Origin of the sequence: Kitasatospora sp. NPDC002227 (assembly GCF_040296285.1) — a bacterium.
In the GTDB taxonomy this organism is placed as follows: Bacteria; Actinomycetota; Actinomycetes; order Streptomycetales; family Streptomycetaceae; genus Kitasatospora.
Map to the genome: position 1 here is coordinate 13,770 of NZ_JBEOWY010000032.1, position 24,125 is coordinate 37,894.

At 73.8% G+C, this 24,125-nt stretch carries 19 protein-coding genes; 14 read left to right on the forward strand and 5 right to left on the reverse strand.

What is annotated here, in order from left to right; genetic code table 11:
* Positions 1–4: 4 nt before the first annotated feature.
* On the forward strand, positions 5–739 hold the full coding sequence (locus ABT095_RS25350) for a hypothetical protein (RefSeq protein ID WP_350531789.1): 735 nt from the start codon (positions 5–7) through the stop codon (positions 737–739).
* Positions 740–750: 11 nt separating this feature from the next.
* Here ABT095_RS25350 and ABT095_RS25355 read toward each other — a convergent pair whose 3' ends face one another.
* Positions 751–2,688: a glycoside hydrolase family 15 protein gene (locus tag ABT095_RS25355; RefSeq protein WP_350531790.1), complete on the reverse strand. Its 1,938-nt coding sequence runs from the start codon at positions 2,686–2,688 to the stop codon at positions 751–753.
* 405 nt (positions 2,689–3,093) lie between these two features.
* On the opposite strand from ABT095_RS25355, the gene pyrG reads away from it, so the two are divergent.
* The 10 genes from pyrG (at position 3,094) to ABT095_RS25405 (ending at position 15,971) form a co-directional block, all read left to right on the forward strand.
* Positions 3,094–4,770 (forward strand): CTP synthase, encoded by a 1,677-nt coding sequence (gene pyrG, locus ABT095_RS25360; RefSeq protein WP_350531791.1) that lies wholly within the window; start codon positions 3,094–3,096, stop codon positions 4,768–4,770.
* A gap of 111 nt (positions 4,771–4,881) precedes the next feature.
* Entirely contained in the window at positions 4,882–5,508 is a 627-nt protein-coding gene (locus ABT095_RS25365) for an NUDIX domain-containing protein (protein WP_350531792.1), read from the forward strand.
* Positions 5,509–5,874: 366 nt separating this feature from the next.
* Positions 5,875–8,064 carry a hypothetical protein gene (locus ABT095_RS25370; protein WP_350531793.1) on the forward strand — a complete coding sequence of 730 codons (2,190 nt, stop codon included), beginning with the start codon at positions 5,875–5,877 and terminating at the stop codon, positions 8,062–8,064.
* Between the two features lie 241 nt (positions 8,065–8,305).
* Complete coding sequence (gene ald / locus ABT095_RS25375) at positions 8,306–9,421, forward strand: alanine dehydrogenase (protein ID WP_350531794.1); 1,116 nt, start codon at positions 8,306–8,308, stop codon at positions 9,419–9,421.
* Positions 9,422–10,047: 626 nt separating this feature from the next.
* Positions 10,048–11,019, forward strand: a complete 972-nt coding sequence (locus tag ABT095_RS25380) for a ParA family protein (protein ID WP_502885004.1) — start codon at positions 10,048–10,050, stop codon at positions 11,017–11,019.
* On the forward strand, positions 11,016–11,522 hold the full coding sequence (locus ABT095_RS25385; protein WP_350531846.1) for a hypothetical protein: 507 nt from the start codon (positions 11,016–11,018) through the stop codon (positions 11,520–11,522). Before ABT095_RS25380 ends, ABT095_RS25385 begins: the two co-directional genes overlap by 4 nt.
* A gap of 34 nt (positions 11,523–11,556) precedes the next feature.
* Complete coding sequence (locus ABT095_RS25390) at positions 11,557–12,405, forward strand: segregation and condensation protein A (RefSeq protein ID WP_350531796.1); 849 nt, start codon at positions 11,557–11,559, stop codon at positions 12,403–12,405.
* Complete coding sequence (gene scpB, locus ABT095_RS38875) at positions 12,402–13,355, forward strand: SMC-Scp complex subunit ScpB (protein WP_502884998.1); 954 nt, start codon at positions 12,402–12,404, stop codon at positions 13,353–13,355. The genes ABT095_RS25390 and scpB overlap by 4 nt, the downstream gene beginning before the upstream one ends.
* A 65-nt stretch (positions 13,356–13,420) precedes the next feature.
* Positions 13,421–14,803 (forward strand): pseudouridine synthase, encoded by a 1,383-nt coding sequence (locus tag ABT095_RS25400; RefSeq protein ID WP_350531797.1) that lies wholly within the window; start codon positions 13,421–13,423, stop codon positions 14,801–14,803.
* Between the two features lie 190 nt (positions 14,804–14,993).
* Entirely contained in the window at positions 14,994–15,971 is a 978-nt protein-coding gene (locus ABT095_RS25405) for a helix-turn-helix domain-containing protein (RefSeq protein WP_350531798.1), read from the forward strand.
* A gap of 193 nt (positions 15,972–16,164) precedes the next feature.
* Here ABT095_RS25405 and ABT095_RS25410 read toward each other — a convergent pair whose 3' ends face one another.
* The 3 genes from ABT095_RS25410 to ABT095_RS25420 are packed head-to-tail and all read right to left on the reverse strand — an operon-like array spanning position 16,165 to position 20,267.
* Positions 16,165–16,527 (reverse strand): DUF952 domain-containing protein, encoded by a 363-nt coding sequence (locus ABT095_RS25410; RefSeq protein WP_350531799.1) that lies wholly within the window; start codon positions 16,525–16,527, stop codon positions 16,165–16,167.
* Positions 16,528–16,576: 49 nt separating this feature from the next.
* Complete coding sequence (locus ABT095_RS25415) at positions 16,577–18,145, reverse strand: mucoidy inhibitor MuiA family protein (RefSeq protein ID WP_350531800.1); 1,569 nt, start codon at positions 18,143–18,145, stop codon at positions 16,577–16,579.
* 4 nt (positions 18,146–18,149) lie between these two features.
* Complete coding sequence (locus ABT095_RS25420; RefSeq protein WP_350531801.1) at positions 18,150–20,267, reverse strand: DUF4139 domain-containing protein; 2,118 nt, start codon at positions 20,265–20,267, stop codon at positions 18,150–18,152.
* 204 nt (positions 20,268–20,471) lie between these two features.
* On the opposite strand from ABT095_RS25420, the gene ABT095_RS25425 reads away from it, so the two are divergent.
* The 3 genes from ABT095_RS25425 (at position 20,472) to ABT095_RS25435 (ending at position 23,372) form a co-directional block, all read left to right on the forward strand.
* Entirely contained in the window at positions 20,472–21,560 is a 1,089-nt protein-coding gene (locus ABT095_RS25425; RefSeq protein ID WP_350531802.1) for a prephenate dehydrogenase, read from the forward strand.
* Positions 21,561–21,642: 82 nt separating this feature from the next.
* Positions 21,643–22,728, forward strand: coding sequence for an S-(hydroxymethyl)mycothiol dehydrogenase (locus ABT095_RS25430; RefSeq protein ID WP_350531803.1), 1,086 nt, complete (start codon positions 21,643–21,645; stop codon positions 22,726–22,728).
* Complete coding sequence (locus ABT095_RS25435; RefSeq protein ID WP_350531804.1) at positions 22,728–23,372, forward strand: MBL fold metallo-hydrolase; 645 nt, start codon at positions 22,728–22,730, stop codon at positions 23,370–23,372. The genes ABT095_RS25430 and ABT095_RS25435 overlap by 1 nt, the downstream gene beginning before the upstream one ends.
* A gap of 96 nt (positions 23,373–23,468) precedes the next feature.
* On the opposite strand, the gene ABT095_RS25440 is transcribed toward ABT095_RS25435, so the two are convergent.
* Positions 23,469–24,083: an HAD-IA family hydrolase gene (locus ABT095_RS25440; RefSeq protein ID WP_350531805.1), complete on the reverse strand. Its 615-nt coding sequence runs from the start codon at positions 24,081–24,083 to the stop codon at positions 23,469–23,471.
* Positions 24,084–24,125 lie beyond the last annotated feature (42 nt).

The window sequence follows — 24,125 nt, forward strand, 5'->3', positions numbered from 1 at the left end:
CGTGATGCGAAGCGCTGACGTACAGGTGGAGTTCGCCGAGGGCCCGCCGCTGCTGCGGCCCGAGGGCGACGAGCTGAGCCAGGCCGTACGGGAACGGGTCGACGAGCTGAGCCCCTGGCTGTGCGCCAGGCGCGGCGGGCCGGACAGCCACCTGTACATCCAGGCGTACTTCCGTGGGCCCGATGCCTGGGAGGTGGAGCACCGGTTCGGGTCAGCGGGGGAGCACTACGCGGCGGTCGGGCACCAGAACTGGGAGACCACCGAGCGGGTGCTGCTGGCCTGGATCGCGGCCGAGCCGGGCTGGCGGGAGTTGGTCGACTGGCAGAAGCTCGACTTCCCGGCCCGGCAGGTGCCAGTGGCCCACGAGCCGGACTTCCGCACCCGCTGGATCGGCACCCATGACGGTGGTCAGTTCTTCGGCGACGTGACCGGGGCGCCCGGCCTGGACGGCTTGATGGCGCTGGTGCACAGCTTCGACGCTGAGGGCGGGCACCTGGGCAGCGAGTTCCGCCCGGCCGCCGACGGGGCGACGGGCGAGCGTGAACTGGCAGGGTTGCTCGACGGGCTGAGCGGTGTCGCGTACGGCGACATCCGGATCCGCCCGTTCGAGGTGGTCAGCCACGGGGTGAGCTGGGGCCTGATCGACGGGACGGCCGAGCGGGACGGGTCGGAGCACTACGAGCTGGAGCCGCAAGGCCTCGGGTTCGGCGCGCCGTTCGACGGCCTGTACGACACCTGACCCGCCCTCGCTCAGACGGTGGCCTGCTGCTGGGCCGACAGGTAGGCCCCGGCGCAGGCGGTGAGGCGCAGTGCCGTGTCGATCAGGGGGACGTGGCTGAAGGCCTGGGGGAAGTTGCCGACCTGGCGCCTGAGGCGAGGGTCCCACTCCTCGGCGAGGAGGCCGAGGTCGTTGCGCAGGGAGAGGAGCTTGTCGAAGAGCTCGCGGGCCTCCTGGACGCGGCCGATCATGGCGAGGTCGTCGGCCAGCCAGAAGGAGCAGGCCAGGAAGGCGCCCTCGTGGCCGGAGAGGCCGTCGACGTTGTTGCCGTCCTCGTCGTGGGTCGGGTAGCGCAGCACGAAGCCGTCCTCGGTGGAGAGCTCGCGCTGGATCGCCTCGATGGTGCCAATGACGCGCTTGTCGTCCGGCGGGAGGAAGCCGACCTGGGGGATGAGCAGCAGGGAGGCGTCGAGCTCCTGGCCGCCGTAGTACTGGGTGAAGGTGTTGCGGTCGGGGTCGTACCCCTTCTCGCAGACGTCCCGGTGGATGGTGTCCCGCAGCTCGCGCCAGCGCTCGAGCGGGCCGTCGGCGGGGGACTGCTCGATCAGCTTGATGGTGCGGTCCACCGCGACCCAGGCCATCACCTTGGAGTGGACGAAGTGCCGCCGCGGCCCGCGGACCTCCCAGATCCCCTCGTCCGGCTCCTGCCAGTGCTGCTCCAGGTAGCTGATCAGCTTGAGCTGGAGGTGGTGGGCGTGGTCGTTGCGGGTCAGGCCGGTCATGTGGGCCAGGTGCAGGGCCTCGACCACCTCGCCGTAGACGTCCAGCTGGAGCTGGCCCGCGGCGCCGTTGCCGACCCGGACGGGCAGCGAGCCCTCGTAGCCGGGCAGCCAGTCGAGCGAGGACTCGGTGAGCTCGCGCTCGCCCGCGATGCCGTACATGATCTGCAGGTTCTCCGGGTCGCCGGCGACCGCGCGCAGCAGCCACTCGCGCCAGGCGCGGGCCTCCTCGCGGTAGCCCGTGCGCAGCAGCGAGGAGAGGGTGATGGCGGCGTCCCGCAGCCAGGTGTAGCGGTAGTCCCAGTTGCGCTCGCCGCCGATGTCCTCGGGCAGGGAGGTGGTGGGGGCGGCGACGATGCCGCCGGTGGGGGCGTAGGTGAGGCCCTTGAGGGTGATCAGGGAGCGGACCACGGCCTCGCGGTAGGGGCCCTGGTAGGTGCACTGGCCGACCCACTCCTGCCAGAACTGCTCGGTCTCGAGCAGGAGCTGCTCGGCGTCGGGCGGGGTGGGGGCGGGCAGGTGGGAGGCCTGCCAGGTGAGGGCGAAGGCGATCCGCTCGCCGGCGGTGACGGTGAAGTCGGCGTAGGTGGTGAGGTCGCGGCCGTAGGTCTCGGCCTCGCCGTCCAGCCAGACCGAGTCGGGCCCGGCGACGGCGGCGGTGCGGTGGCTGCCGTCGGCCTGCTCGACCCGGTGCACCCAGGGCACCACCCGGCCGTAGCTGAACCGCATCCGCAGCGCCGAGCGCATCCGTACCCGGCCCTCGACGCCCTCGACGATGCGGATCATCTGCGGGACGGAGTCGGCCCCCGCGAGCGGGCGGCGCGGCATGAAGTCGATCACGCGGACCCTGCCGCCCTGGGCGTCCCACTCCTGCTCCAGGACCAGCGAGTCACCCCGGTAGCGGCGGCGGTCGGCGGGCAGCGCGGGGGCGCCGGCGTTGGCGGGCATCGCGCGGCCCTCGGTGAAGTCACCGGGGTCGGTGACGGCCGACGGGGGGAGGACGCCCGCGGTGACCGGTTCGGCCGGGCCGATCCGCCAGAACCCGTGTTCATCGGTGCCGAGCAGCCCGGCGAACACCGCGGGCGAGTCGAATCTCGGCAGGCACAGCCAGTCGACCGCCCCGTCCCTGCTGACCAGGGCGGCGGTCTGCATGTCTCCGATGAGTGCGTAGTCCTCGATACGGCCGGCCACGTCGGTCTCCAGTGCGGGTGTCAGAGCAGCGCAAGATGTGCTCGGCGGCGTCCGACAGCGGAACGCGGCTGCTGGCCTGCGCGACCTGACCCCTCGCCCTCCGCGTGTCCCGACTGTCGGCGATGCGTCCGTGCAGAATACGTCGGGCGTGGGGCGCGGAGCACGCGTATCGCGCCCCATCCGGTCGTAGAAGGGCCGAGTTGAGGACAGAGTGGTCCGACTGGAGCAACTAGGTTTCACCCCAACGGGCGCGCGGGAGGCGACCCCGGGGCGCGTCGGAGCAGCCCCGAACGCGTCCGGTGCGGGTCGCTGATACCCTGGTATCCCGTGGACTGGTGAGTTCGGACGAGCCTCAGGCCCCACCACCAGCGTCACTTTCGACACGCGACCCACGGGAGCCCCCTCTTGGCACAGCCCCATTCCGGCAAGGCAGCGAACGGCCGCGCCGTGACGACCAAGCACCTCTTCGTCACCGGGGGTGTCGCCTCTTCGCTCGGCAAGGGGCTCACCGCCTCCAGCCTCGGCGCCCTGCTCAAGGCCCGCGGCCTGCGCGTGACGATGCAGAAGCTCGACCCGTACCTCAACGTGGACCCGGGCACGATGAACCCGTTCCAGCACGGTGAGGTCTTCGTCACCGACGACGGCGCCGAGACCGACCTCGACATCGGTCACTACGAGCGCTTCCTCGACACCAACCTGCACGGCTCGGCGAACGTCACCACCGGCCAGGTGTACTCGACGGTCATCGCCAAGGAACGCCGCGGCGAGTACCTGGGCGACACCGTCCAGGTCATCCCGCACATCACCAACGAGATCAAGTCCCGGATCCGCCGGATGGCGACCGAGGACGTGGACGTCGTCATCACCGAGGTCGGCGGCACCGTCGGCGACATCGAGTCGCTGCCGTTCCTGGAGGCCGTCCGCCAGGTCCGCCACGAGGTCGGCCGGGACAACGTCTTCTTCGTGCACGTCTCCCTGCTGCCGTACATCGGCCCCTCGGGCGAGCTGAAGACCAAGCCCACCCAGCACTCGGTCGCCGCACTGCGCAACATCGGCATCCAGCCCGACGCGATCGTGCTGCGCGCCGACCGCGAGGTGCCGAGCGCCATCAAGCGCAAGATCTCGCTGATGTGCGACGTGGACGAGGAGGCCGTGGTCGCGGCCATCGACGCCAAGTCGATCTACGACATCCCCAAGGTGCTGCACGGCGAGGGCCTGGACGCGTACGTGGTGCGCCGTCTGGACCTGCCGTTCCGCGACGTGGACTGGACCACCTGGGACGACCTGCTGCGCCGGGTCCACGAGCCCCAGCACATCGTCAAGGTCGCGCTGGTCGGCAAGTACATCGACCTGCCGGACGCGTACCTCTCGGTGACCGAGGCGCTGCGCGCGGGCGGCTTCGCCAACAACGCGCGGGTCGAGATCAAGTGGGTCACCTCCGACGACTGCACCACGCCCGAGGGTGCGCAGGAGCAACTGGGCGACGTGGACGCGATCTGCATCCCCGGTGGCTTCGGTGACCGCGGTGTGGACGGCAAGGTCGCCGCGATCACCTACGCCCGCGAGAACAAGATCCCGCTGCTGGGCCTGTGCCTGGGTCTGCAGTGCGTCGTCATCGAGGCCGCGCGCAACCTGGCCGGCCTGCCGGACGCCAACTCCACCGAGTTCGACCCGGCCGCCAAGTACCCGGTCATCTCGACCATGGCCGAGCAGCTGGCGATCGTGGACGGCAAGGGCGACCTGGGCGGCACCATGCGGCTCGGCCTCTACCCGGCCAAGCTGGCCGAGGGCTCGATCGTGCGCGAGGTCTACGCCGGCGAGCAGTACGTCGAGGAGCGCCACCGCCACCGCTACGAGGTCAACAACGCCTACCGCGCGGACCTGGAGAAGACCGGCCTGCAGTTCTCGGGCCTGTCGCCCAAGGGTGACCTGGTCGAGTACGTCGAGTACCCGCGCGAGGTCCACCCCTACCTGGTCGCCACCCAGGCGCACCCGGAGCTGAAGTCCCGCCCGACCCGCCCGCACCCGCTGTTCGCGGGTCTGGTGGCGGCGGCCATCAAGATCAAGACCGACGCCGAGTAAGTTTCGCGTGTCTGTGACGGCGGCTTCCCGGAATTCCGGGGGGCCGCCGTTCGGCGTTGGATAGTGTCGTACTGACGAGAAGTCCGAGGACCAAGAGCAGGGGAGTGCGGCGTGATCAAGGACGTGGCGGAGGAGTGGGAGGTGCGGGCGTCGTCCGTGCCGTTCCAGGGGCGGGTCACCGGGGTCCGGACGGACGAGGTGCTGATGCCGGACGGGTCGTACGCCCGGCGTGACTACCAGACCCACCCCGGGTCGGTGTCGGTGCTGGCGCTGGACGGGGAGGGGCGGGTACTGCTGGTCCGGCAGTACCGCCACCCCGTACGGCAGCGGCTGTGGGAGCTGCCGGCCGGGCTCCTGGACGTGCCGGGGGAGAACCCGCTGCACGCGGCGCAGCGCGAGCTGTACGAGGAGGCCCACTGCAAGGCCGGCTCCTGGCGGGTCCTGGTCGACTTCTACACCTCGCCCGGGGGGACGGACGAAGCCCTTCGGCTCTTCCTGGCGACGGACCTGGAGGAGGCGGGCGGTGAACGGTACGCCGCCGACGGGGAGGAGCTGGAGATCGAGGTGGCGCGGGTGCCGCTGCCCGAGCTTGTCCGGCTGGTCCTCGCCGGGGAGCTGCACAATCCGACGCTGATCACGGGGACGCTGGCCCTGCAGGCCGCCCTGGCCGGGGACGGGATCGCTTCGCTGCGCCCGGCGGACTCGCCGTGGCCGGCGCGGCCGTTCGCCGCCGAGTAGCCGTTGGGGGCGCGGGCTGTCCAGGGGCGCGGGGAACGGCGCGAGGTCGGGAGAGGCCGACCTGCATGGTTTCGCTCTGAGCCAGTTGCACTGTCCAGGGGCGCGGGGAACGGCGCGAACGCGGAAGGTGACGGCCTGTCGCCTGCCGCAGCGCGCAGTTCCTCGCGCCCCTGATGGTGCAGCTGGCTCGTTGTGGTGCGGCTTCGTCCCTGCCGCAGCGCGCGGTTCCTCACGCCCCTGGGGAGTGCGACTGGCTGTCCGGGTGAATTGCCGGGTGGTAGTACCGGGTCTCCGGGTGGTGGGGCCGTTGGCCGAACTACGCTTCGCGGACAGGGAGGCGCTGGGCGACTGTCGGGAGTGACGCTGGTGGCGACGTTGGATGTTGGCCGCGAAGTGGTGCTGCCCGGGGAACCCGGGGTGTGGGTCGGGCGGCAGGGGGAGTCCGCCGCTCTCGCGGCGGGGCGGGAGAAGGGGGCCGTGCTGGTCGTGGCCGGGCGGCCCGGGTCGGGCCGTACCGCGCTGGCCGTGCGGTTCGCCCGTTCGGTGGCCGCCGACTATCCCGACGGGGTGCTGTACACCCGGCTCTCCGCTCCCGACGGCACCCCCGTGCCGCCCGGCCGTGCCGCCCGGCGGCTGCTCGAGCAGCTCGGCGCGGAGCCGACCGCCGAGCTGCTGCCCGGTGGGGCGCCCGACGAGCCGGATCCGGCGTGTGCCGCGCTGCGGGCGGAGCTGGCGGACCGCCGCGTCCTGCTGCTCCTCGACGACGTGCGGGACGCCGGGCAGCTGCGGCCGCTGCTGCCCGGGGAGCCGGGGTGCCTGGTGCTGGCCACCACGGCGGGCCCGATCAGCGGGATCGAGGGGATCGATCCGGTGATCCTGGGCGGGCTGGGGCTGACCGCCGCGACGGAGCTGCTGAGCGGGCTGGTCGGCGGGACGCGGATCAGCTGCGACCCGGTGGGGGCCGCGAAGCTCGCGGAGAGCTGCGGGGCGGGCCCGGCGGCGCTGAGGCTGATGGCCGGCTGGCTGCGGGCCGACGGCAAGGCCGCCGTGACGGACGCCGCGAGCGCGCTGGCGGCGGTGACGGGCCCGGCGGAGCCCGGCGGCCGGGCGGGGCGCCGCAAGGGCAAGGGGAAGAACGGCCGCCGGGCCGCCCAGCCGCCCACCGAACTCGAGCTGGAGCAGCTGGCTCGCGCCGCCGACCTGCCGGTGGACGCCGACACCGAACTGGACGTCGGCACCGGAGTAGGCCTGGACGGCGTACCCCGGATCGCCCTCCTCGCCCCGCCCGTCGTGGCCGGGCCCCCTGCCCAGGCGGCCACCGCCCCGGCGGCGGCCGGGGCAGACCGGGCAAGGGGAAAGACCGCCCGCCGCCGCCCGGTGGCCCCCGACAGGCCGGGGGCTGCTGCAGCCGGAGGCCCGGACGCCACCGGCAGGTCCGGTGGCAGCGCCACGCCCGTGGCGGCCGGGGCGGTGCCGGTGGCGGACGGGGATCCGTTGACCGGGGCGTTCCTGCTGGGGTACCGGGCGTTGCCCGCGGGGCAGGGGCGGATGTTGCGGATGCTGACGTTGGCGCCGGGCCAGGTGGCGGATCTGCGGACGGCTTCGGCGTTGGTGGGGTGTCCGGCACCGGAGGCCGGGGGGTTGCTGGCGAAGTTGGCCGAGCGGGAGCTGCTGGACCTGGAGCCGCCGGCGGGCGACGGCACGCTGCGCTACCGGCTGCCCGGGCGGCTGTACGCGCGGCTGGTGGCGCTGCGGGAGAGCACGGACCGGCCGGCGGAGGTGCAGCTGGCGCGGGCGCGGCTGCTCGAGCGGCTGGTGCGGCTGGTGGATTCGGCGCGGGAGCTGCTGGAGACGGGCTCGGTGGCCGATCCGCTGCCGGGGCCGCTGCGGCTGCGTGGTGTCGGTCACGCCCGGCTGTGGCTGGGCGAGGAGCGGGAGCTGCTGCTCGGGGCGGTGGCGGAGGCGATCGGGCAGGCGGATCTGGACGGGTCGGCGGGCCGGCTGGTGACGGCCCTGCTGCGGGCGCTGCCGCTGACCGGGGCGGCCGCCCCGGCCGAGCTGCACGGGCTGCACGAGCTGGTCCGCGAGGTGGCGGGGCGCTCGGGTGACTCCCGTCGGGTGACGGCCGCGCTGCTCAACCTGGGTGATCTTCAGGCGGCGGCCGGCCGGTGGGAGCCGGCCGCCGAGCGGTACCGGGCGGCGTTGGAGACCGCCCGGGCGGACGGGGACGAGCCCGCCTGCGCGCGGGCACTGGAGAGCGTGGCCGGCTGCCACCGGGCGCAGGGCGACGCGGTGCGGGCCGCCGACTGGTACGGCCGGGCGCTGGCGCTGCGGCAGAGCCTGGGGGAGCGGGCCGCCGAGGCCCGGCTGCTGGCCAGGGTGGCGGAGGCGCACACCGCGCAGCGTCGGTTCGAGGAGGCGGAGCGGGAGTACCGGGCGGCGGTCGGGCTGCTGCGCCGCCTGGACGACGTGGCCGGTCAGACGGCCGTGGCGGCGGCACTGGGACGTCTCAGGGCACAGGTCGAGGGTGAGCGGCTCCGGGTGACTTCGGAGTAATGTCCAAGTTGTCGATTTTGCCAGCGTTTGAGGGGCTTGTCGGGCTGGAAGCCTACGAACCTGCCAATGCGCCCGGCTGATTTATTCAGTTTGGAAGGCTGACGTAACCGCTGGGCTTCATTACACTCGACCTTAGTCGCGCAGCGAAGTGCGCCCCGGTGTCTTCCGGAGGCTTCCGCGTGCGCGCCGCCCGCCGGTCTTCCCCGGCCGGGACCCCCATGGCAAGAGGACGTGTTTAGCCGTGAAGGTCGGCATCCCCCGCGAGGTCAAGAACCACGAGTACCGCGTGGCCATCACGCCCGCCGGCGTGCATGAGCTGGTCCGCAACGGACACGAGGTCTTCATCGAGGACAACGCCGGTCTCGGCTCCTCGATCCCCAACGAGGAGTACGTGGCCGCCGGTGCCACCATCCTCGACACCGCTGACGAGGTCTGGGCCACCGCCGACCTGCTGCTGAAGGTCAAGGAGCCGATCGCGCAGGAGTACCACCGCCTGCGCAAGGGCCAGACCCTCTTCACCTACCTGCACCTCGCGGCCGACCGCGCCGGCACGGACGCGCTGGTCGCCTCCGGCACCACCGCGATCGCGTACGAGACCGTGCAGCTGGGCAACGGCGCGCTGCCGCTGCTCGCCCCGATGTCCGAGGTCGCGGGCCGCCTGGCCCCGCAGGTCGGCTCGTACCACCTGATGCGTCCGGCCGGCGGCCGCGGCGTGCTGCCCGGTGGCGTGCCCGGCACCCACCCGGCCAAGTGCGTGGTCATCGGCGGCGGCGTCTCCGGCTGGCACGCGGCGACCATCGCGATCGGCATGGGCTACGAGGTGACCCTGCTGGACCGCGACATCAACAAGCTGCGCGAGGCCGACCGCATCTTCGGCACGAAGATCAAGGCCATCATGTCCAACAGCTTCGAGCTGGAGAAGGCCGTCCTCGAGGCGGACCTGGTCATCGGCGCCGTGCTGATCCCGGGCGCCAAGGCCCCGAAGCTCGTCACCAACGAGCTGGTCTCCCGCATGAAGCCGGGCTCCGTGCTCGTCGACATCGCCATCGACCAGGGCGGCTGCTTCGAGGACTCGCACCCGACCACGCACGCCGAGCCGACCTTCGAGGTCCACAACTCGGTCTTCTACTGCGTGGCCAACATGCCGGGCGCCGTCCCGAACACCTCCACCTACGCGCTGACCAACGCGACGATGCCGTACGTCGTCGAGCTGGCCAACCGCGGCTGGAAGGAGGCCCTGCGCCGCGACGCCGCGCTGGCCAAGGGTCTGAACGTCCACGAGGGCCAGATCACCTACGGCGCCGTCGCCGAGGCCTTCGGCCTGGAGTCCGTCTCCCTTGACAGCGTGCTCGCCTGACGACCGGTCAGGCAAGGGCCCGGCGGAGGACTTGAGCCTGCGCTGAGCTTCTGTCGCCCCCGGCCCGCTCCCCTCGGGCCGGGGGCTTCGCCATGCCCACACGCGGCCCGCCGGTGTCAAGCCCCCGGTGGCCGCGAGGTGGAGACGAGATGTCAATTTATGTGCAACACGTCACCCGGCCGGTGTGGTGACCGCCCCCGCATGCCCCGGAAGGAGGGGCGAAGTGTGCCGAAACGTTAGGGTCGCGGGCCCGGGGATCCCTTGACAGTGACCCATGCCAAGGGCGACACATCCCGCCCACTCCCGTGGATTGTGTTGCTGCGAACGCCAAGGACGGCCTAGAGTCGCAAACCGTCGGCATGCTGCCACGCTGACGAATCGACATAGAGTCCTGGATGCCCAAGGAGGTAAGACGACTTGTGAATGAGTCGACATTTGCTCCCGGGGGTGGTCAGCCAGGACTGGCGGAGACCCCTAATTTTTCTGCGGGCCCCGGACAGCCGAACGAGGAGCACTCGGCCCGGCAGGCCACGGTGGGCTCGGTGGAGGTCGGCTCGGTCGCGGTCCGTACCTTCGAGGCACGCCAGAGCGTCGCTCCCTCCACCGCAACCGACTACGACGCCGAGCTGCCCACGCACGGGCTGGCCTACGGCGACTTCGCGTACGGGTCCTACGACGACCCTGACGCCGAATACGAACCCGACCCGGAGTACGCCGCCACCTTGGCCCCCGACGCAGCCCGTCAGCGCCGTGAGCGGGTGGGCCCCACCGGCCGCCCGCTGCCCTACTTCCCGATCCCCGCGCCGCTGGCCGAGCACGGCCCCGCGCAGATCATCGCGATGTGCAACCAGAAGGGCGGCGTCGGCAAGACCACGTCGACCATCAACCTGGGTGCCGCGCTCGCGGAGTACGGCCGCCGGGTGCTGCTGGTGGACTTCGACCCGCAGGGCGCCCTGTCGGTCGGACTCGGCGTCAACCCGATGGAGCTCGACGTCACGGTCTACAACCTGCTCATGGAGCGGGGTCTGACGGCCGATGAGGTGCTGCTGAAGACCGCCGTCCCCGGCATGGACCTGCTGCCCTCGAACATCGACCTCTCGGCCGCCGAGGTCCAGCTGGTCAGCGAGGTCGCCCGCGAGTCGGCGCTGGCCCGCGCGCTGAAGCCGCTGCTGCCGGACTACGACTACGTCATCATCGACTGCCAGCCGTCGCTCGGCCTGCTGACGGTCAATGCCCTGACAGCCGCTCACAGCGTCATCGTGCCGCTGGAGTGCGAGTTCTTCGCGCTGCGCGGTGTCGCGCTGCTCACCGAGACCATCGAGAAGGTCTGCGAGCGGCTCAACCCCGACCTGCGCCTGGACGGCATCCTGGCCACCATGTACGACTCGCGCACCGTGCACAGCCGCGAGGTGCTGGCGCGTGTGGTCGAGGCGTTCGGCGACCACGTCTTCCACACCGTCATCGGACGGACCGTCCGCTTCCCGGAGACCACCGTCGCCGGTGAGCCGATCACCACGTACGCGACCAACTCGGTCGGTGCCGCCGCCTACCGTCAGCTCGCCAGGGAGGTGCTCGACCGGTGCCGCCCCGTCGAGTGAGTCTCCCGGGCGCCGACGAGCTGTTCCGGACCACCGGCGGGATGGCGCTTTCGCCCTCGCTGCAGCGTCCGGCCGAGGCACCCAGACCGGAGACCGCGCGAGCGGCCGAACCGGCCCCCGAGGCCGAGCGGGCGCCCGGCGGGCGCGAGGTGCCCCCGGCGCGGGCCGAGCAGCACCCGGAGCGCGCGAACGCGACCGCGCGCCCGGCGCAGCACGCGGCCGCCGCCGAGGAGCCGGCCGCCGAGGCCGCCCGGCGGGCCCGCCCCCGGGGCCGGGCGCCCCGGCGCCCCAGCGGCCGGGAGCGGCATGACGAGAAGATCACCGTGTACGTCTCCGCCGAGGAGCTGATGGACCTCGAGCACGCGCGGCTGGTGCTGCGCGGCGAGCACGGGCTCGCGGTGGACCGCGGCCGGGTGGTCCGCGAGGCGATCGCCGTGGTGCTGGCGGACCTCGAGCAGCGGGGCGAGAGCAGCATCCTGGTGCGGCGGCTGCGCGGCAGGTAGGGCCGGTGGCCGGGGTGGTGCAGGATGGGGCGCGATGCCGACCGCACCCGAGCCCGCCACCGCCGCCGCCGAGCCGCGCGGCGCCTTCACGCTGCGGCTGGACAACTTCGAGGGCCCGTTCGACCTCCTGCTGAGCCTGATCGCCAAGCACAAGCTGGACGTCACCGAGGTGGCGCTGGCGAAGGTCACCGACGAGTTCATGGCCCACATCCGGGCGATGGGGCCGGACTGGGACCTGGACGCGACCACCGAGTTCCTGGTCGTCGCCGCCACCCTGCTCGACCTCAAGGCGGCCCGGCTGCTGCCCGCCGCCGAGGTCGAGGACGAGGAGGACCTCGCGCTCCTGGAGGCGCGCGACCTGCTCTTCGCGCGGCTGCTGCAGTACCGCGCCTACAAGCGGGTCGCCGGCCTGCTGGAGGACCGCTGGGCCGCCGAGCAGCTGCGGCGGCCCCGGGCGGTCGGCCTCGAGCCGCAGTACGCCGCGCTGCTGCCCGAGGTGGTGATCAGCATCGGGCCGGAGCGGTTCGCCCGGATCGCCGCCGGGGCGATGACGCCCAAGCCCAGGCCCGCGGTGTACGTCGACCACATCCACACCCCGCCGGTGAGCGTGCGGGAGCAGGCCGAGGTGGTGGCGCGGCTGCTCACCGTGCTCGGCGAGGCACAGTTCCGGCAGCTGGTCGCGGACGCCGACTCCACGCTGGTGGTGGTGGCCCGGTTCCTGGCCCTGCTGGAGCTGTACCGGGAGAAGGCGCTGGCCTTCGAGCAGCCGGAGGCGCTCGGCGATCTGCTGATCCGCTGGGTCGCGGAGGCCGACCGCCTGGTCGAGGTGACGGACGAGTTCGACCGCCCGGCGGGCGAGCAGGAGAAGGGTGAGGCGCAGTGACGGAGCAGCCGAAGGCCCCACGACGCTCCCTGGGCGTCCCCGGGCAGGGCGCGCGCCCCGAGGAGTGGCTGGAGCCCGCCTACGAGGCCCTGGAGGGCCCCTACGCGGCCTCGGAGCCCCCGGAGGCCCCCGAGTCGGGGGCGGGGGCTGCCGGGCCGCAGGCGGCCCCGCGGCGCGGATCGGCGGAGGCGGCCGACCCGGCGGCGGGGGAGCCGCTCGTGGTGGCCGAGCCGGCGGTCCTGCCCCGGCCCGCGGGCGGGGAGCAACCCCGGCCGGTGGCGGAGGTGCCGCCGCAGGCCGGGCCGGAGGCCGAGGCCGCGGCGGACCGGGCGGCGCTTCGGGCGGAGCTGGAGGCGATCCTGATGGTCGTCGACGAGCCGGCCTCGGAGGGGCGCCTCGCCGGGGTGGTGGAGCGGCCCAAGGCGGTGGTGGGGGCGGTGCTGCGGGAGCTCGCGGCGGAGTACACGGCGCAGGGGCGCGGCTTCGAGCTGCGGCTGGTGGCCGGGGGGTGGCGGTTCTACTCGCGGGCGCGGTGTTCGGCGGCGGTCGAACGGTACGTGCTGGACGGGCAGCAGGCCCGGCTGACGCAGGCCGCGCTGGAGACGCTGGCGGTGGTCGCGTACCGGCAGCCGGTGTCCCGCAGCCGGGTCTCCGCGGTACGTGGTGTGAACTGTGACGGCGTGATGCGTACCCTGGTACAGCGAGGACTGGTGGAGGAGACCGGCTCCGAGCCCGAAACAGGTGCGATCCTGTATCGGACGACGAACTACTTCCTGGAACGGATGGGTCTGCGCGGCCTGGAGGAACTTCCGGAGCTGGCGCCCTTCCTGCCCGAGGTCGACGACGTGGAAGCGGAGTCCCTCGAGGGCACGATGATCGCGGAGGCGGTCGCTGCCGCGCGTGCGGTGGACGACGCTGACGACGCGGAGCGGACTGTGCCTGACTGCTAGGGGAGCTGTGAGGTCGGCCGGCACGACTTGCACTTCCCAGACGGACACGACGTACGGACATTTTGATGCGTAGCAGCGGTAACGGCAGGAACAGCGGCGGCGGTGGCGGGAGCCAGGGCCGCGGAGGACAGGGCGGGGGCCGCTCGGGCGGTGGCTCGTACGGCGGCTCGCGCGGGGGCGATTCCCGTTCCGGCGGCGGCTACGGCGGCGGCAGCGGCGGTGGCTCGTACGGCGGTGGTTCCCGCAGCGGTGGCGGCTCGTACGGCGGCGGCAGCGGCGGTGGCTCGTACGGCGGCGGTTCCCGCAGCGGTGGCGGCGGCTACGGCGGCGGCTCGCGCTCCGGTGGCGGCGGCTACGGCGGCGGCTCGCGCTCCGGTGGCGGCGGCTACGGCGGCGGCAGCGGCTCGTACGAGCGCCGTGACGACCGGCGGGACGACCGTCGTGATGACCGCCGCGACGACCGGAAGCAGTACCCGGACCGGAAGCTGCGCCCCGAGGAGCGCAAGTACGACCGCCCCGAGTACGGCTCCGGCGGGCACTACGGCGCGCGCAAGGCGCTGCCGCAGGCCAAGCGGCCGCAGGGCCCGCGTCAGCCCGGTCAGGGCCAGCCCGGCGACCCGCGGCGCCAGCCGCAGCGCTCGCGCGAGCTGCAGGCCCGGATCGAGGACGCGGTGCTGGCACGGCACGACAAGCCGCAGGTGAAGACGCCGAAGACCTTCGGCGAGCCCGAGGGCGAGCGCCTGCAGAAGGTGCTCGCGCGGGCCGGCATGGGCAGCCGCCGGGCCTGCGAGGAGCTGATCTCGCAGGGCCGCGTGATGGTCAACGGCCAGGTCGTGGGCGAGCAGGGCAAGCGGGTCGACCCGCAGAACGACGAGATCAAGGTGGACGGCCTCACCGTCGCCACCCAGTCGTTCCTGTTCTTCGCGCTGAACAAGCCGGCCGGCGTCGTCTCCACCATGGAGGACCCGGACGGCCGCCAGTGCCTCGGCGACTACGTGACCAACCGGGAGACCCGCCTCTTCCACGTCGGCCGCCTGGACACCGAGACCGAGGGCATCATCCTGCTCACCAACCACGGCGAGCTGGCCCACCGTCTCACCCACCCCAAGTACGGCGTGACCAAGACCTACATGGCCGCCATCCAGGGCCCGATCCCGCGTGACCTGGGCAAGATCCTGGCGCAGGGCATCGAGCTGGAGGACGGCTACGCCCGGGCCGACAGCTTCCGGGTGCTCTCCAACGTGGGCAAGAACTACCTGGTCGAGGTGACCCTGCACGAGGGCCGCAAGCACATCGTCCGCCGGATGCTCGCCGAGGCGGGCTTCCCGGTCGAGAAGCTGGTGCGCACCCACTTCGGCCCGATCGCCCTGGGCGACCAGAAGTCGGGCTGGCTGCGCCGCCTGACCAACCCCGAGGTCGGCCAGCTGATGAACGAGGTCGGTCTGTAGGACCGTGCCTGACGAGGGCCTCCCCGCCGAGTGGCGGGGAGGCCCTCTGCCGTTCGGTGGGGGTTGGTGGGACTGGCGTGAGACCGGCTTGTCAGCCGGTGGGGCGGTGGCACAGGATGGCCACCGTCATCCGGGCAGCAGGGTGGCGTAACTGCGCCACCAGGGGAGTGGCCAGGGGGAAGGAGGGTCGGTGCTCGACTCATTCGGAGTGCTGGGGCTGGGCAAGCCCGACGGGCAGGTCTACGCCGCGCTGGTGGTGGCGCCGCAGTCCACCGCCGAGGAGCTGGCGGAGCAGTGCGGGCTGACCGTCGAGCAGGGCCGGGCCGCGCTGGACCGGCTCGCGGACCAGGGCATGGCCACCCGCGCACCGGTCGACCGGGAGCGGTACCTGGCCGTCGCCCCGGACGTGGCGATCGGCACCCTGATCGGCCACCGGGAGGCGCAGCTGCGCACCGCCCGGGCCGAGATGCACCGCCTGATGGACGCCTTCCGGGAGGCCTCGCGGTTCACCGACCCCGCGCACTCGGTGGAGGTGCTCAGCGGCGGCGAGGCGATCGCCCAGCGGCTGGAGCACCTGACCGAGACCGCCGAGTACCAGGTCCGCGGCTTCGACTGCCCCCCGTACATCCAGGACCCGGTGGCCAACCTGCCCCGGCAGCGGCAGCGGTTGAAGGCCGGCGTGCGGTTCCGGACGGTCTTCGACAAGGAGGCCGTGGCCTGGCCGGGGCGGCTGGAGAAGGAGATCCTGGTCGGCGTCGCGGACGGCGAGGAGGCCCGGGTGCGGCCGGTGCTGCCGATGAAGATGATGATGGCCGACGACCGGATGGCGATCATCCCGATCAGCGTCGGCGACGCGGTGCTCGACGCGGCGTACGTGATCCACCCGTCCGCGCTGCTGCAGGCGCTGGACGGGCTGTTCGAGGCCGAGTGGGAGCGCGCGGTGCCGCTGCAGGCGGCGATCGGCGGCACCGCGGAGCAGGGGCCGGAGGCGGACCACCGCAAGCTGCTGGGCCTGCTGGCCGCCGGGCTCACGGACGAGTCGATCGCCCGCTCGCTCGGCTGGAGCGCCCGCACCACCCAGCGGCGCCTCCAGGCGCTGATGCGCGAGCTGGGGGCGACCACCCGCTTCCAGGCCGGGATGGCCGCCCGCGAGCGCGGCTGGCTGTAGGGCCAGGGCCTCTCTTTCGGATCACGTCGGATGAGCGGGCGTCGTTGGGGTGCGTGCATCGGCGGCGCCGACGCGGGGGCACCTCCCGGCCGAAGGCTGGGGGCGAGTCCATGCGGAGCATCGGCGACTGAGGAGAAGCCGACGAGGTGCGTGCCCCGGCGGCGCCCGCCCGGCGTGATCCGAAAGGGAGGCCCTAGCTCCAAGGCGTGAGGCCGGCCCAGCGGCCGTCGGGGCCGCGCTCGACCTTCTCGAGGCCGATCACGGCGGTGCGGTTGAGGCGGCCGTAGATGTGCGGGAAGAGGACGCCCGGGGTGGCTCCGTCCGGCGGATCGCCGTTCGGGGCCTCCCACTTCACCATCGGCTCGACCAGGGCCTCCTCGATCAGCAGGGCCATCAGCGGGCCCTGCGCGTCCCGGAAGAAGGCGTTCGCCACGGCCAGCGCGGTCTGCTCGTCGGCCGAGCAGTGGATGAACCCGTCGGTCAGCAGCGAGGCGGCGGCGTAGGGCCGCCCCGGGTCGTGCAACCAGTCGTCCAGCGGCGCGAGATGGTAGATCATGCTCCCTTTCTAGCAGGGGCCGTGGCCCGAACCGGGGGTCGCGCGGCCGTCAGAGCCCGGCGACCTTCGCGGCGGCGGAGATCTCGTACGCGAGGGTGACGGTCCTTCTGCCGCCGGGCGGCAGCGGGACGGACCAGCGGCAGATGCCGTCGGCGTCCAGCTCGTCCGGGGCCGGGGAGCAGAGCTCCTTGCGCAGCCGGACCTCCACCTCGGCGACCTCCGAGACCGGCACGCGCTCGCGCAGGGTGACCAGGCGCTCCTCGCGCTCGGCCGGGCCGGAGAAGCGGCTCAGGTGCAGCCGGACGGTGCGGGTGACGGTCGAGCGCTGGGTCAGGCCGGTGGTGGCCCTGGTCTCCTCGGTCTCGCGGACCACCCGGTAGCTGTCGGAGCTGCCGAAGGAGAGCTCGGCGGTGGCGCCCGGGGCGGTGAAGGGCAGCTCGCCGCGCCCGGCGAAGCCGCTGCCGAGGATCAGGTCGACCGGCCCGGCCAGCAGGGCGTACGCGGCCTCGCTGCGGAACCGGACCACCTGGCTGACCAGCGGCGAGAGCTCCGGCGCGCAGACGTACTCGCTGCTCGCCGCCGTGGAGAACTCGCCCAGCGGCACCCGGTGCGGGCGGCCGTCCCCGGGCACCGTGGCCGGCTGCCCGGCGGTCATCACCCGGACTTCGCCGCCGTCGTCCACCCCGGGCAGGCCGGTCTGCGCGGGCCCGGTGTCGCCCACCGCCTCCTCGCGCAGCTCGACCTCGACCACCTTGCGCTCCCCGGCGCTGCGCTCGCGCAGCGTGAGCACGTCCGGCAGCAGCTGGGGCGGCTCGGCGGCCAGCGAGCTGCGGGCGGTGGAGAAGGTCAGCCGCACCGCCGGCCAGTCCTCGCCGGTGCGCTGCCAGACCATCGCGTCGGTCTCCAGGCGCAGCCGCCCCTCGGTGAGGGTGGCTCGGTAGGCGGGCCGCCAGAGGGCGCAGGGCGTCAGGTGGCTGACCGTCAGCTCGGCCGGGCCCGCCTCCTCGGCGGCCACCGCCAGCTCGACGTAGGCGGTCAGCTCCGGGGGCTCCTCCTCGGTCAGCTCCAGCGCCCGGCGGGCCTCGGCCAGCTCGGTCTCCACGGTGCGCAGCCGGGCCCGGCAGGCCCGCAGCCGCTCGCCGTGGGTCTCGCGCTCGGTGTCCACCCGGTCCAGCTCGCGGGCCCAGCGGGCGGGCTCCAGCTCGCCGTGGCCTGCGCCCTCGCCGATCTCGCGCAAAAGGTCGGCGCCGAGCTGGGCGAGCAGCGCGAGCCGGGCCTCCAGCCGCTGGGCGCGGTCGCTCTGGGCCCGCTCCTCCAGCTCCAGGGCGTGCACCCGGTGGCGCAGCTCGGAGTCACCTTGGCCCGGGGGCAGCGGCGGCCGGGGCGCCCAGGCCCGGACCAGCCGGGCCTCGAGGACCTGGGCGGCGGAGCCGGGCGGGAAGTCGGCGCGCAGCGAGTGGTCGACGGCGAGCGCGGTGACCGGGCCGAGCTTGAGCCGCTGGACGCCCGCGGTGAGCGGCAGCCGCAGGACGCGCTCGACGAGGGCGCGGTCCTCCAGGCAGGTCACGGCGGTCACGGGCAGGCCGGTGAGCGCGGGGAGGGGAGGGGTGGTGGTCATGCTTCTAGTACCTCCGATTGCCGCCGAGCAGGGCCTTGCCGGCCGGGATGCGGATCTCGTAACCACCGTCCAGCTCCGCGGTGCCGTGGGCGGGCAGCTCGACGCGCCGCCGCCGGGCGCCGGGCGCACCGGCGCCCGAGGAGTCGTCGGACGGGTCGAGGGCAGTCCAGCCGGGCTTCTCCTCGATCCGGATCTCGGCGTCCGCACTGACGGGCACCCGCTCGCGGACCTCGACCGTGACCGGGTGCGGCAGCCGGTTGGCCAGCTCGATGTGCAGGCGGTGGTCCAGCACGGTGGTGCCGCCGCGCAGGCCCGCCGTGGATTCGCGCAGCTCGGTGCGGCGGGCGACCTTGATGCCCTCGGTGACGCCGAGCCCGACCCGGCGGCGCCCGCCGGGCGCGAGGGTGGGCAGGGCGGTGGTGAGCAGGTAGCTGCCGTCCGCCGTGACCTCGACCGGCCCGGCGAGCAGGGCCTGGTCGGTGCCGTTGCCGAGCACCAGCGCGCCGTAGACCGTCGGCTCGACGGCGGGCACGCAGACGTACTCCCTGCTCACCGAGACCGGGATCTCGCCGATGGTGACGGTGTGCCAGCCGCCGTCCGAGGGCACGTCGACCGGCGCCGGGGCGTCGTAGCGGTGGTCGAAGGAGCCCGCCGAGCGGCGCGGGCGCACGGCGTGCCGGGGCAGCCGGAGCTCGGCGACCTTCGCGGCCCGGGCCTGCTCGGTCACGGCGCCGTAGGTGGTGGAGCGCTCCGGCCGCAGCCGGCCGCGCCAGGCGGCCGTCTCCTCGGGCCCGGCGAGGACCAGCCCGCCGTAGTCGAGCCAGCCGGGCCCGGGGCGCAGCGCTCCGGCGTCCGGCTGCGGGGGTTCCTGCTCGGGCGCCGTCGAGTCGCGGCGGGCCTGTTTTGCGGCGGGCCCGGCACCGCCGCCGAAGGCCGGGGCGGCGGCGTAGGCGCGGGGCGGCGGGCCGCCGGGGCCCTGCGGGGCCGATGGGGGCGGGGCGCTCAGCGGGGCGCTCAGTGCCACGGGCAGGTCCGGGGAGAGGAAGTCGGGGGTGTCGAGCTGCTCGGCGGCGACGGCCGGGGCCGGCTCGGCGGCCCGGCGGGCGCGCCTGGTGCGGGGGGCGAGCCGGGAGGCCTGCTGGTGGCCAGTGGCGGGGCGGGGCCGGTCGGCCGTGTCGTAGCCGGCGAAGAGCTCGCCCAGGCCGACCGGCGGCTCGCGCCAGCCGCTCGGGGCGGGGGCGGGCTGGGCCCGGCCGATCCGCAGGGAGGTCAGTCCGGGCAGGTCGGTGCGGCGCTCCAGGTCGGCGGTGGAGAGGGCGAGCCGCACCCCCGTCCAGTCCTCGCCGCTGCGCTGGGCCACCGCGGCGCGCAGCACCAGGGAGCCGGCCTCCTCGCCCTGACGGTGGCTCAGCCGGTAGGTGGGCACCCAGTGGGCGCCGGGCACGGTGTACTCCAGTTCGATCTCGAGCTCGCCGCCGGGCGCCTCCGCGAGCACCGCCGTCGGGGTCAGCCGCAGCCGGGCCGTGACGGTGGTGGGCGCGGTGCTCCGGGAGACCGTGTCGGTGGCCCGGGCCAGCTCCTCCTCCAGGACCTGGACGGCGTGCTCGGCCAGCCGCAGCTCCTCGGCCAGCTTGCCGGCCCGGTCGTGCAGGGTCTCCAGGCGCTGGTCCACGAAGTCCGCCAGGTCCAGCCAGATGTCGGCCGGGGTGCGGCGGTGCTCCCCCTCGGCGCTGCGTGGCGGCACGGCCCGCAGGGCGGAGATCTCGGCGATCCGGACCAGCTGGCGCTCGTACCGCTCGCGGGCGGCCTCCAGGGTGTCCTGGGCGGCGGAGAGCGCGCGGACCAGCTCGGGCAGGCGGCTCGCGTCGCGCAGCTCGGAGGCGTACTCGGCCCGGACCTCGACCACCCGGTGCGTCACGCTCCCCGAGCCGTCCAGGACCCGGGCCCGCAGCGAGCCCGGCTCGGCGGCGGCGGGCAGGCCGGGCAGCACGATCAGCCCGTCCGGCGGGACGGTGCCCCGGGCGCGGCGGCGGCAGAGCGCGCCGGCCGCGTGGACCACCACCGATTCGAGTGTCGACTCCCAGCTGCTCCCCGTCTCCACGGCCACCCCGTCGAACCCCATTCTTCCGTCCCCCGTCCCCCGGGCGCCCAGTCTGCCCCGGCGGACCGCCCGTGTCAGCGCTTTTCGGCCGTTCAGGTGTGGCGGTGGCCGGTTGGTGACGCTGCGGGGGCGAACGGGTGGCCGTCCGGTGGGGCGGGGGCCGGGTGGGGGATGATGTGCTGGCACCCGCGTTACCCGACTGCTCTTCAGGAGACGAAGCCAGCCATGCGTACTGTCGCCGTCGTCGGCACCGGACTGATCGGCACCTCCGCCGCGCTCGCGCTCACCGGCCGGGGTCTGACGGTGCACCTGGAGGACGCCGACCCCGACGCCGCCCGGACGGCCGCCGCGCTCGGCGCCGGGACGACCGAGCCGGCCGAGGGCCCGGTGGACCTCGCGGTCGTCGCCGTGCCGCCCGCGCTGGTCGGCAAGGTGCTGGCGGACTGCCAGCGGCGCGGGCTGGCGCGCTGGTACACCGACGTGGCGAGCGTGAAGTCCGGCCCGCGCGGGGAGGTCGCCGCGCTCGGCCTGGACACCACGCACTACATCGGCGGCCACCCGATGGCCGGGCGCGAGCGCTCCGGCCCGCTGGCCGCCCGGGCCGACCTCTTCGAGGGCCGCCCCTGGGTGCTCACCCCCACCGCCGACACCGACACCGAGACGCTCAACGCCGCGCTCGAACTGGTCGCGCTGTGCGGGGCGATGCCGATCGTGATGGACGCCGCCGCGCACGACCGCGCCGTCGCGCTCGTCTCGCACGCCCCGCAGCTGTTCTCCTCGCTGGTCGCCGCGCGCCTCGAGCACGCCGACGAGACCGCCATAAGGCTCGCCGGCCAGGGCGTGCGCGACGTGACCCGGATCGCCGCCTCCAACCCCGCCATGTGGGTGGACATCCTCTCCGCCAACGCCGGAGTGGTCGCCGACATCCTGGAGGAGCTGGCCGCCGACCTCGGCCGGACGGTGACGGCACTGCGGTCGCTGGAGGCCGCCGACGAGACCGAGCGGCGCACGGGCGCGGCCGGGATCGAGGCCGTGATGCGGCGCGGCAACACCGGCCAGGCCCGCATCCCCGGCAAGCACGGCGCGCCGCCCACCCGGTACGAGACCATCGCGGTCGTGCTCGGCGACCAGCCCGGTGAGCTGGGGCGCCTGTTCGGCGAGGTCGGCTCGCTGGGGGTCAACATCGAGGACGTGGCGATCGAGCACTCCAGCGGGCAGCAGGTGGGCTTCGTCCAGCTGTCGGTGGCGCCCGGCGCCGTGGCCCGGCTGAAGTCGGAGCTGCGGGAGCGGGGCTGGAGCGTTCGGTCGGTCTGACGGTTCGTCCGCCGGATCGGATCGGGCGGCCCGGCAGGGGAGACTGTTCCTCAGGAATCGTTCTCCGAGGAGGTCTGGTCGAATGTCGCAGCAGGTCAGGGGCGTAGTCGCGCGGGGCAAGGGCGAGCCGGTGCGGGTGGAGACCATCGTGGTCCCCGACCCCGGGCCGGGGGAGGCCGTGGTGCGGGTGCAGGCCTGCGGGGTGTGCCACACCGACCTGCACTACCGGGACGGCGGCATCAACGACGACTTCCCCTTCCTGCTCGGGCACGAGGCGGCGGGCATCGTGGAGACCGTCGGCGAGGGCGTGACCGAGGTCGCCCCCGGTGACTTCGTGATCCTCAACTGGCGTGCGGTGTGCGGCCAGTGCCGCTCCTGCCGGCGCGGCCGCCCGCAGTACTGCTTCAACACCCACAACGCCAAGCAGCCGATGACGCTGCTCGACGGCACCCCGCTCTCGCCGGCGCTGGGCATCGGCGCCTTCGCCGACAAGACGCTGGTCGCCGCCGGCCAGTGCACCAAGGTCGACCCGGCCGCCTCGCCGGCCGCCGCCGGGCTGCTCGGCTGCGGCGTGATGGCGGGCCTGGGCGCCGCCGTCAACACCGGCGGGGTCGGGCGGGGTGACAGCGTCGCGGTGATCGGCTGCGGCGGGGTCGGCAACGCGGCCGTGATGGGCGCCCGGCTGGCCGGGGCGGCGAAGATCATCGCGGTGGACATCGACGACCGCAAACTCGCCACCGCCCTGCGGCTCGGCGCCACCCACACCGTCAACTCGGCGAGCGAGGACGCCGTCGAGGCGATCCGGGCGCTGACCGGCGGCAACGGGGCCGACGTGGTGGTCGAGGCGGTGGGCCGCCCCGAGACGTACCAGCAGGCGTTCTACGCCCGTGACCTGGCAGGTACTGTCGTCCTGGTGGGTGTGCCGACGCCCGAGATGAAGCTGGAGCTGCCGCTGCTCGACGTCTTCGGACGCGGCGGCGCGCTCAAGTCCTCCTGGTACGGCGACTGCCTCCCCTCGCGGGACTTCCCGCTGCTCATCGATCTCTATCTGCAAGGACGGCTCGACTTGGACGCCTTCGTCAGCGAAACCATCGCACTAGACCAGGTCGAGGAGGCCTTCGCCCGGATGCACGGCGGCGACGTGCTGCGTTCCGTGGTGGTGTTCTGATGCGGCAGGCGCCCCCCGAGCCCGAGATCGAGCAGCTCGTCACCGCCGGCACCTTCTCGCTGGACGGCGGGACGTGGGAGGTCGAGAACAACGTCTGGATCATCGCCAACGAGTACGACGCCGTGGTCATCGACCCGGCGCACGACGCCGAGGCGATCGCGGCCCGGCTCGGTGACCGCAACGTGGTGGCGATCATCTGCACCCACGCGCACGACGACCACGTCTCGGCGGCCCCGGCGCTCGCCGCGCTGACCGGCGCGCCGATCTACCTGCACCCCGACGACCTGCCGCTGTGGAAGCAGACCCACCCCGGTGACGCACCGGACGAGGACCTGCGCGACGGCCAGCGGATCGTGGTCGGCGGCCTGTACCTGCACGTCCGCCACACGCCCGGGCACACCCCGGGCGGCGTGAGCATCTACGTGCCGGCGCTGGACGCCGTCTTCACCGGCGACACGCTCTTCCAGGGCGGCCCGGGGGCTACGGACAAGTCCTTCGCGGACTTCCCGACGATCATCCGCTCGATCGAGGAGCGGCTGCTCACGCTGCCGCCGGAGACCGTCGTGCACACCGGCCACGGGCCGACCACGACGATCGGCGCGGAGGCCCCGCAGCTGGGCGAGTGGATCGCCCGGGGGCACTGAGCTGCTTTTTCGGGGCGCGAGGAACTGCGCGAAGTCGGAAGAGTGCGGCCTGTCGCCTCCCGCTTCGCGCAGTTCCCCGCGCCCCCTTGCGGTGATTCAGCTCAGCAGATCGGTGACTGCCGTCAGGTCGGGTGCGTAGTGGTCGGCGCCCGGGAGGGCTTCGGCGGGCAGGCCGGTGGTGAGGGCGAGGACGGTGCAGCCGGCCGCCTTGCCGGCCAGGACACCGGCCGGGGCGTCCTCGACCACCAGGCAGGCGGCGGGGTCGACGCCCAGGCGGGCGGCGGCGAGCAGGTAGCCGTCCGGGGCGGGCTTGCCGAGGGCCACGTCGTGCTCGCAGACCTGGACCTCGGGCAGCGGCAGGCCCGCCAGCGCGAAGCGTTCGTGGACGGCGTCGCGGCGGCCCGAGGTGACGATCGCCCAGCGGTCGAGCGAGCCGAGCAGTCCGGCCGCGCCGGGGAAGGCCGGGAAGCCGGTCCGGTCCTCGCCGAGCAGGCGCAGCAGCTCCGCGTACTCGACCGCCGGGTCCAGCTCCGGGGCCACGTCGCGCACGGTGTCCTTGGGCCGGCGCCCGTACGTCAGCGGCCAGACCACGTCCGGGTCCAGGCCCCGGGAGAGCGACCAGGTGTCCCAGACCGCGCGGTACGCGGGGGCCGAGTCGAGCAGTACTCCGTCCACGTCGAACAGGACGGCGGAGAACGTGTGGGAGGTCATGCCTCGCATCGTCCCAGCCGCCGTGGCGGGCAATGCCGCCGG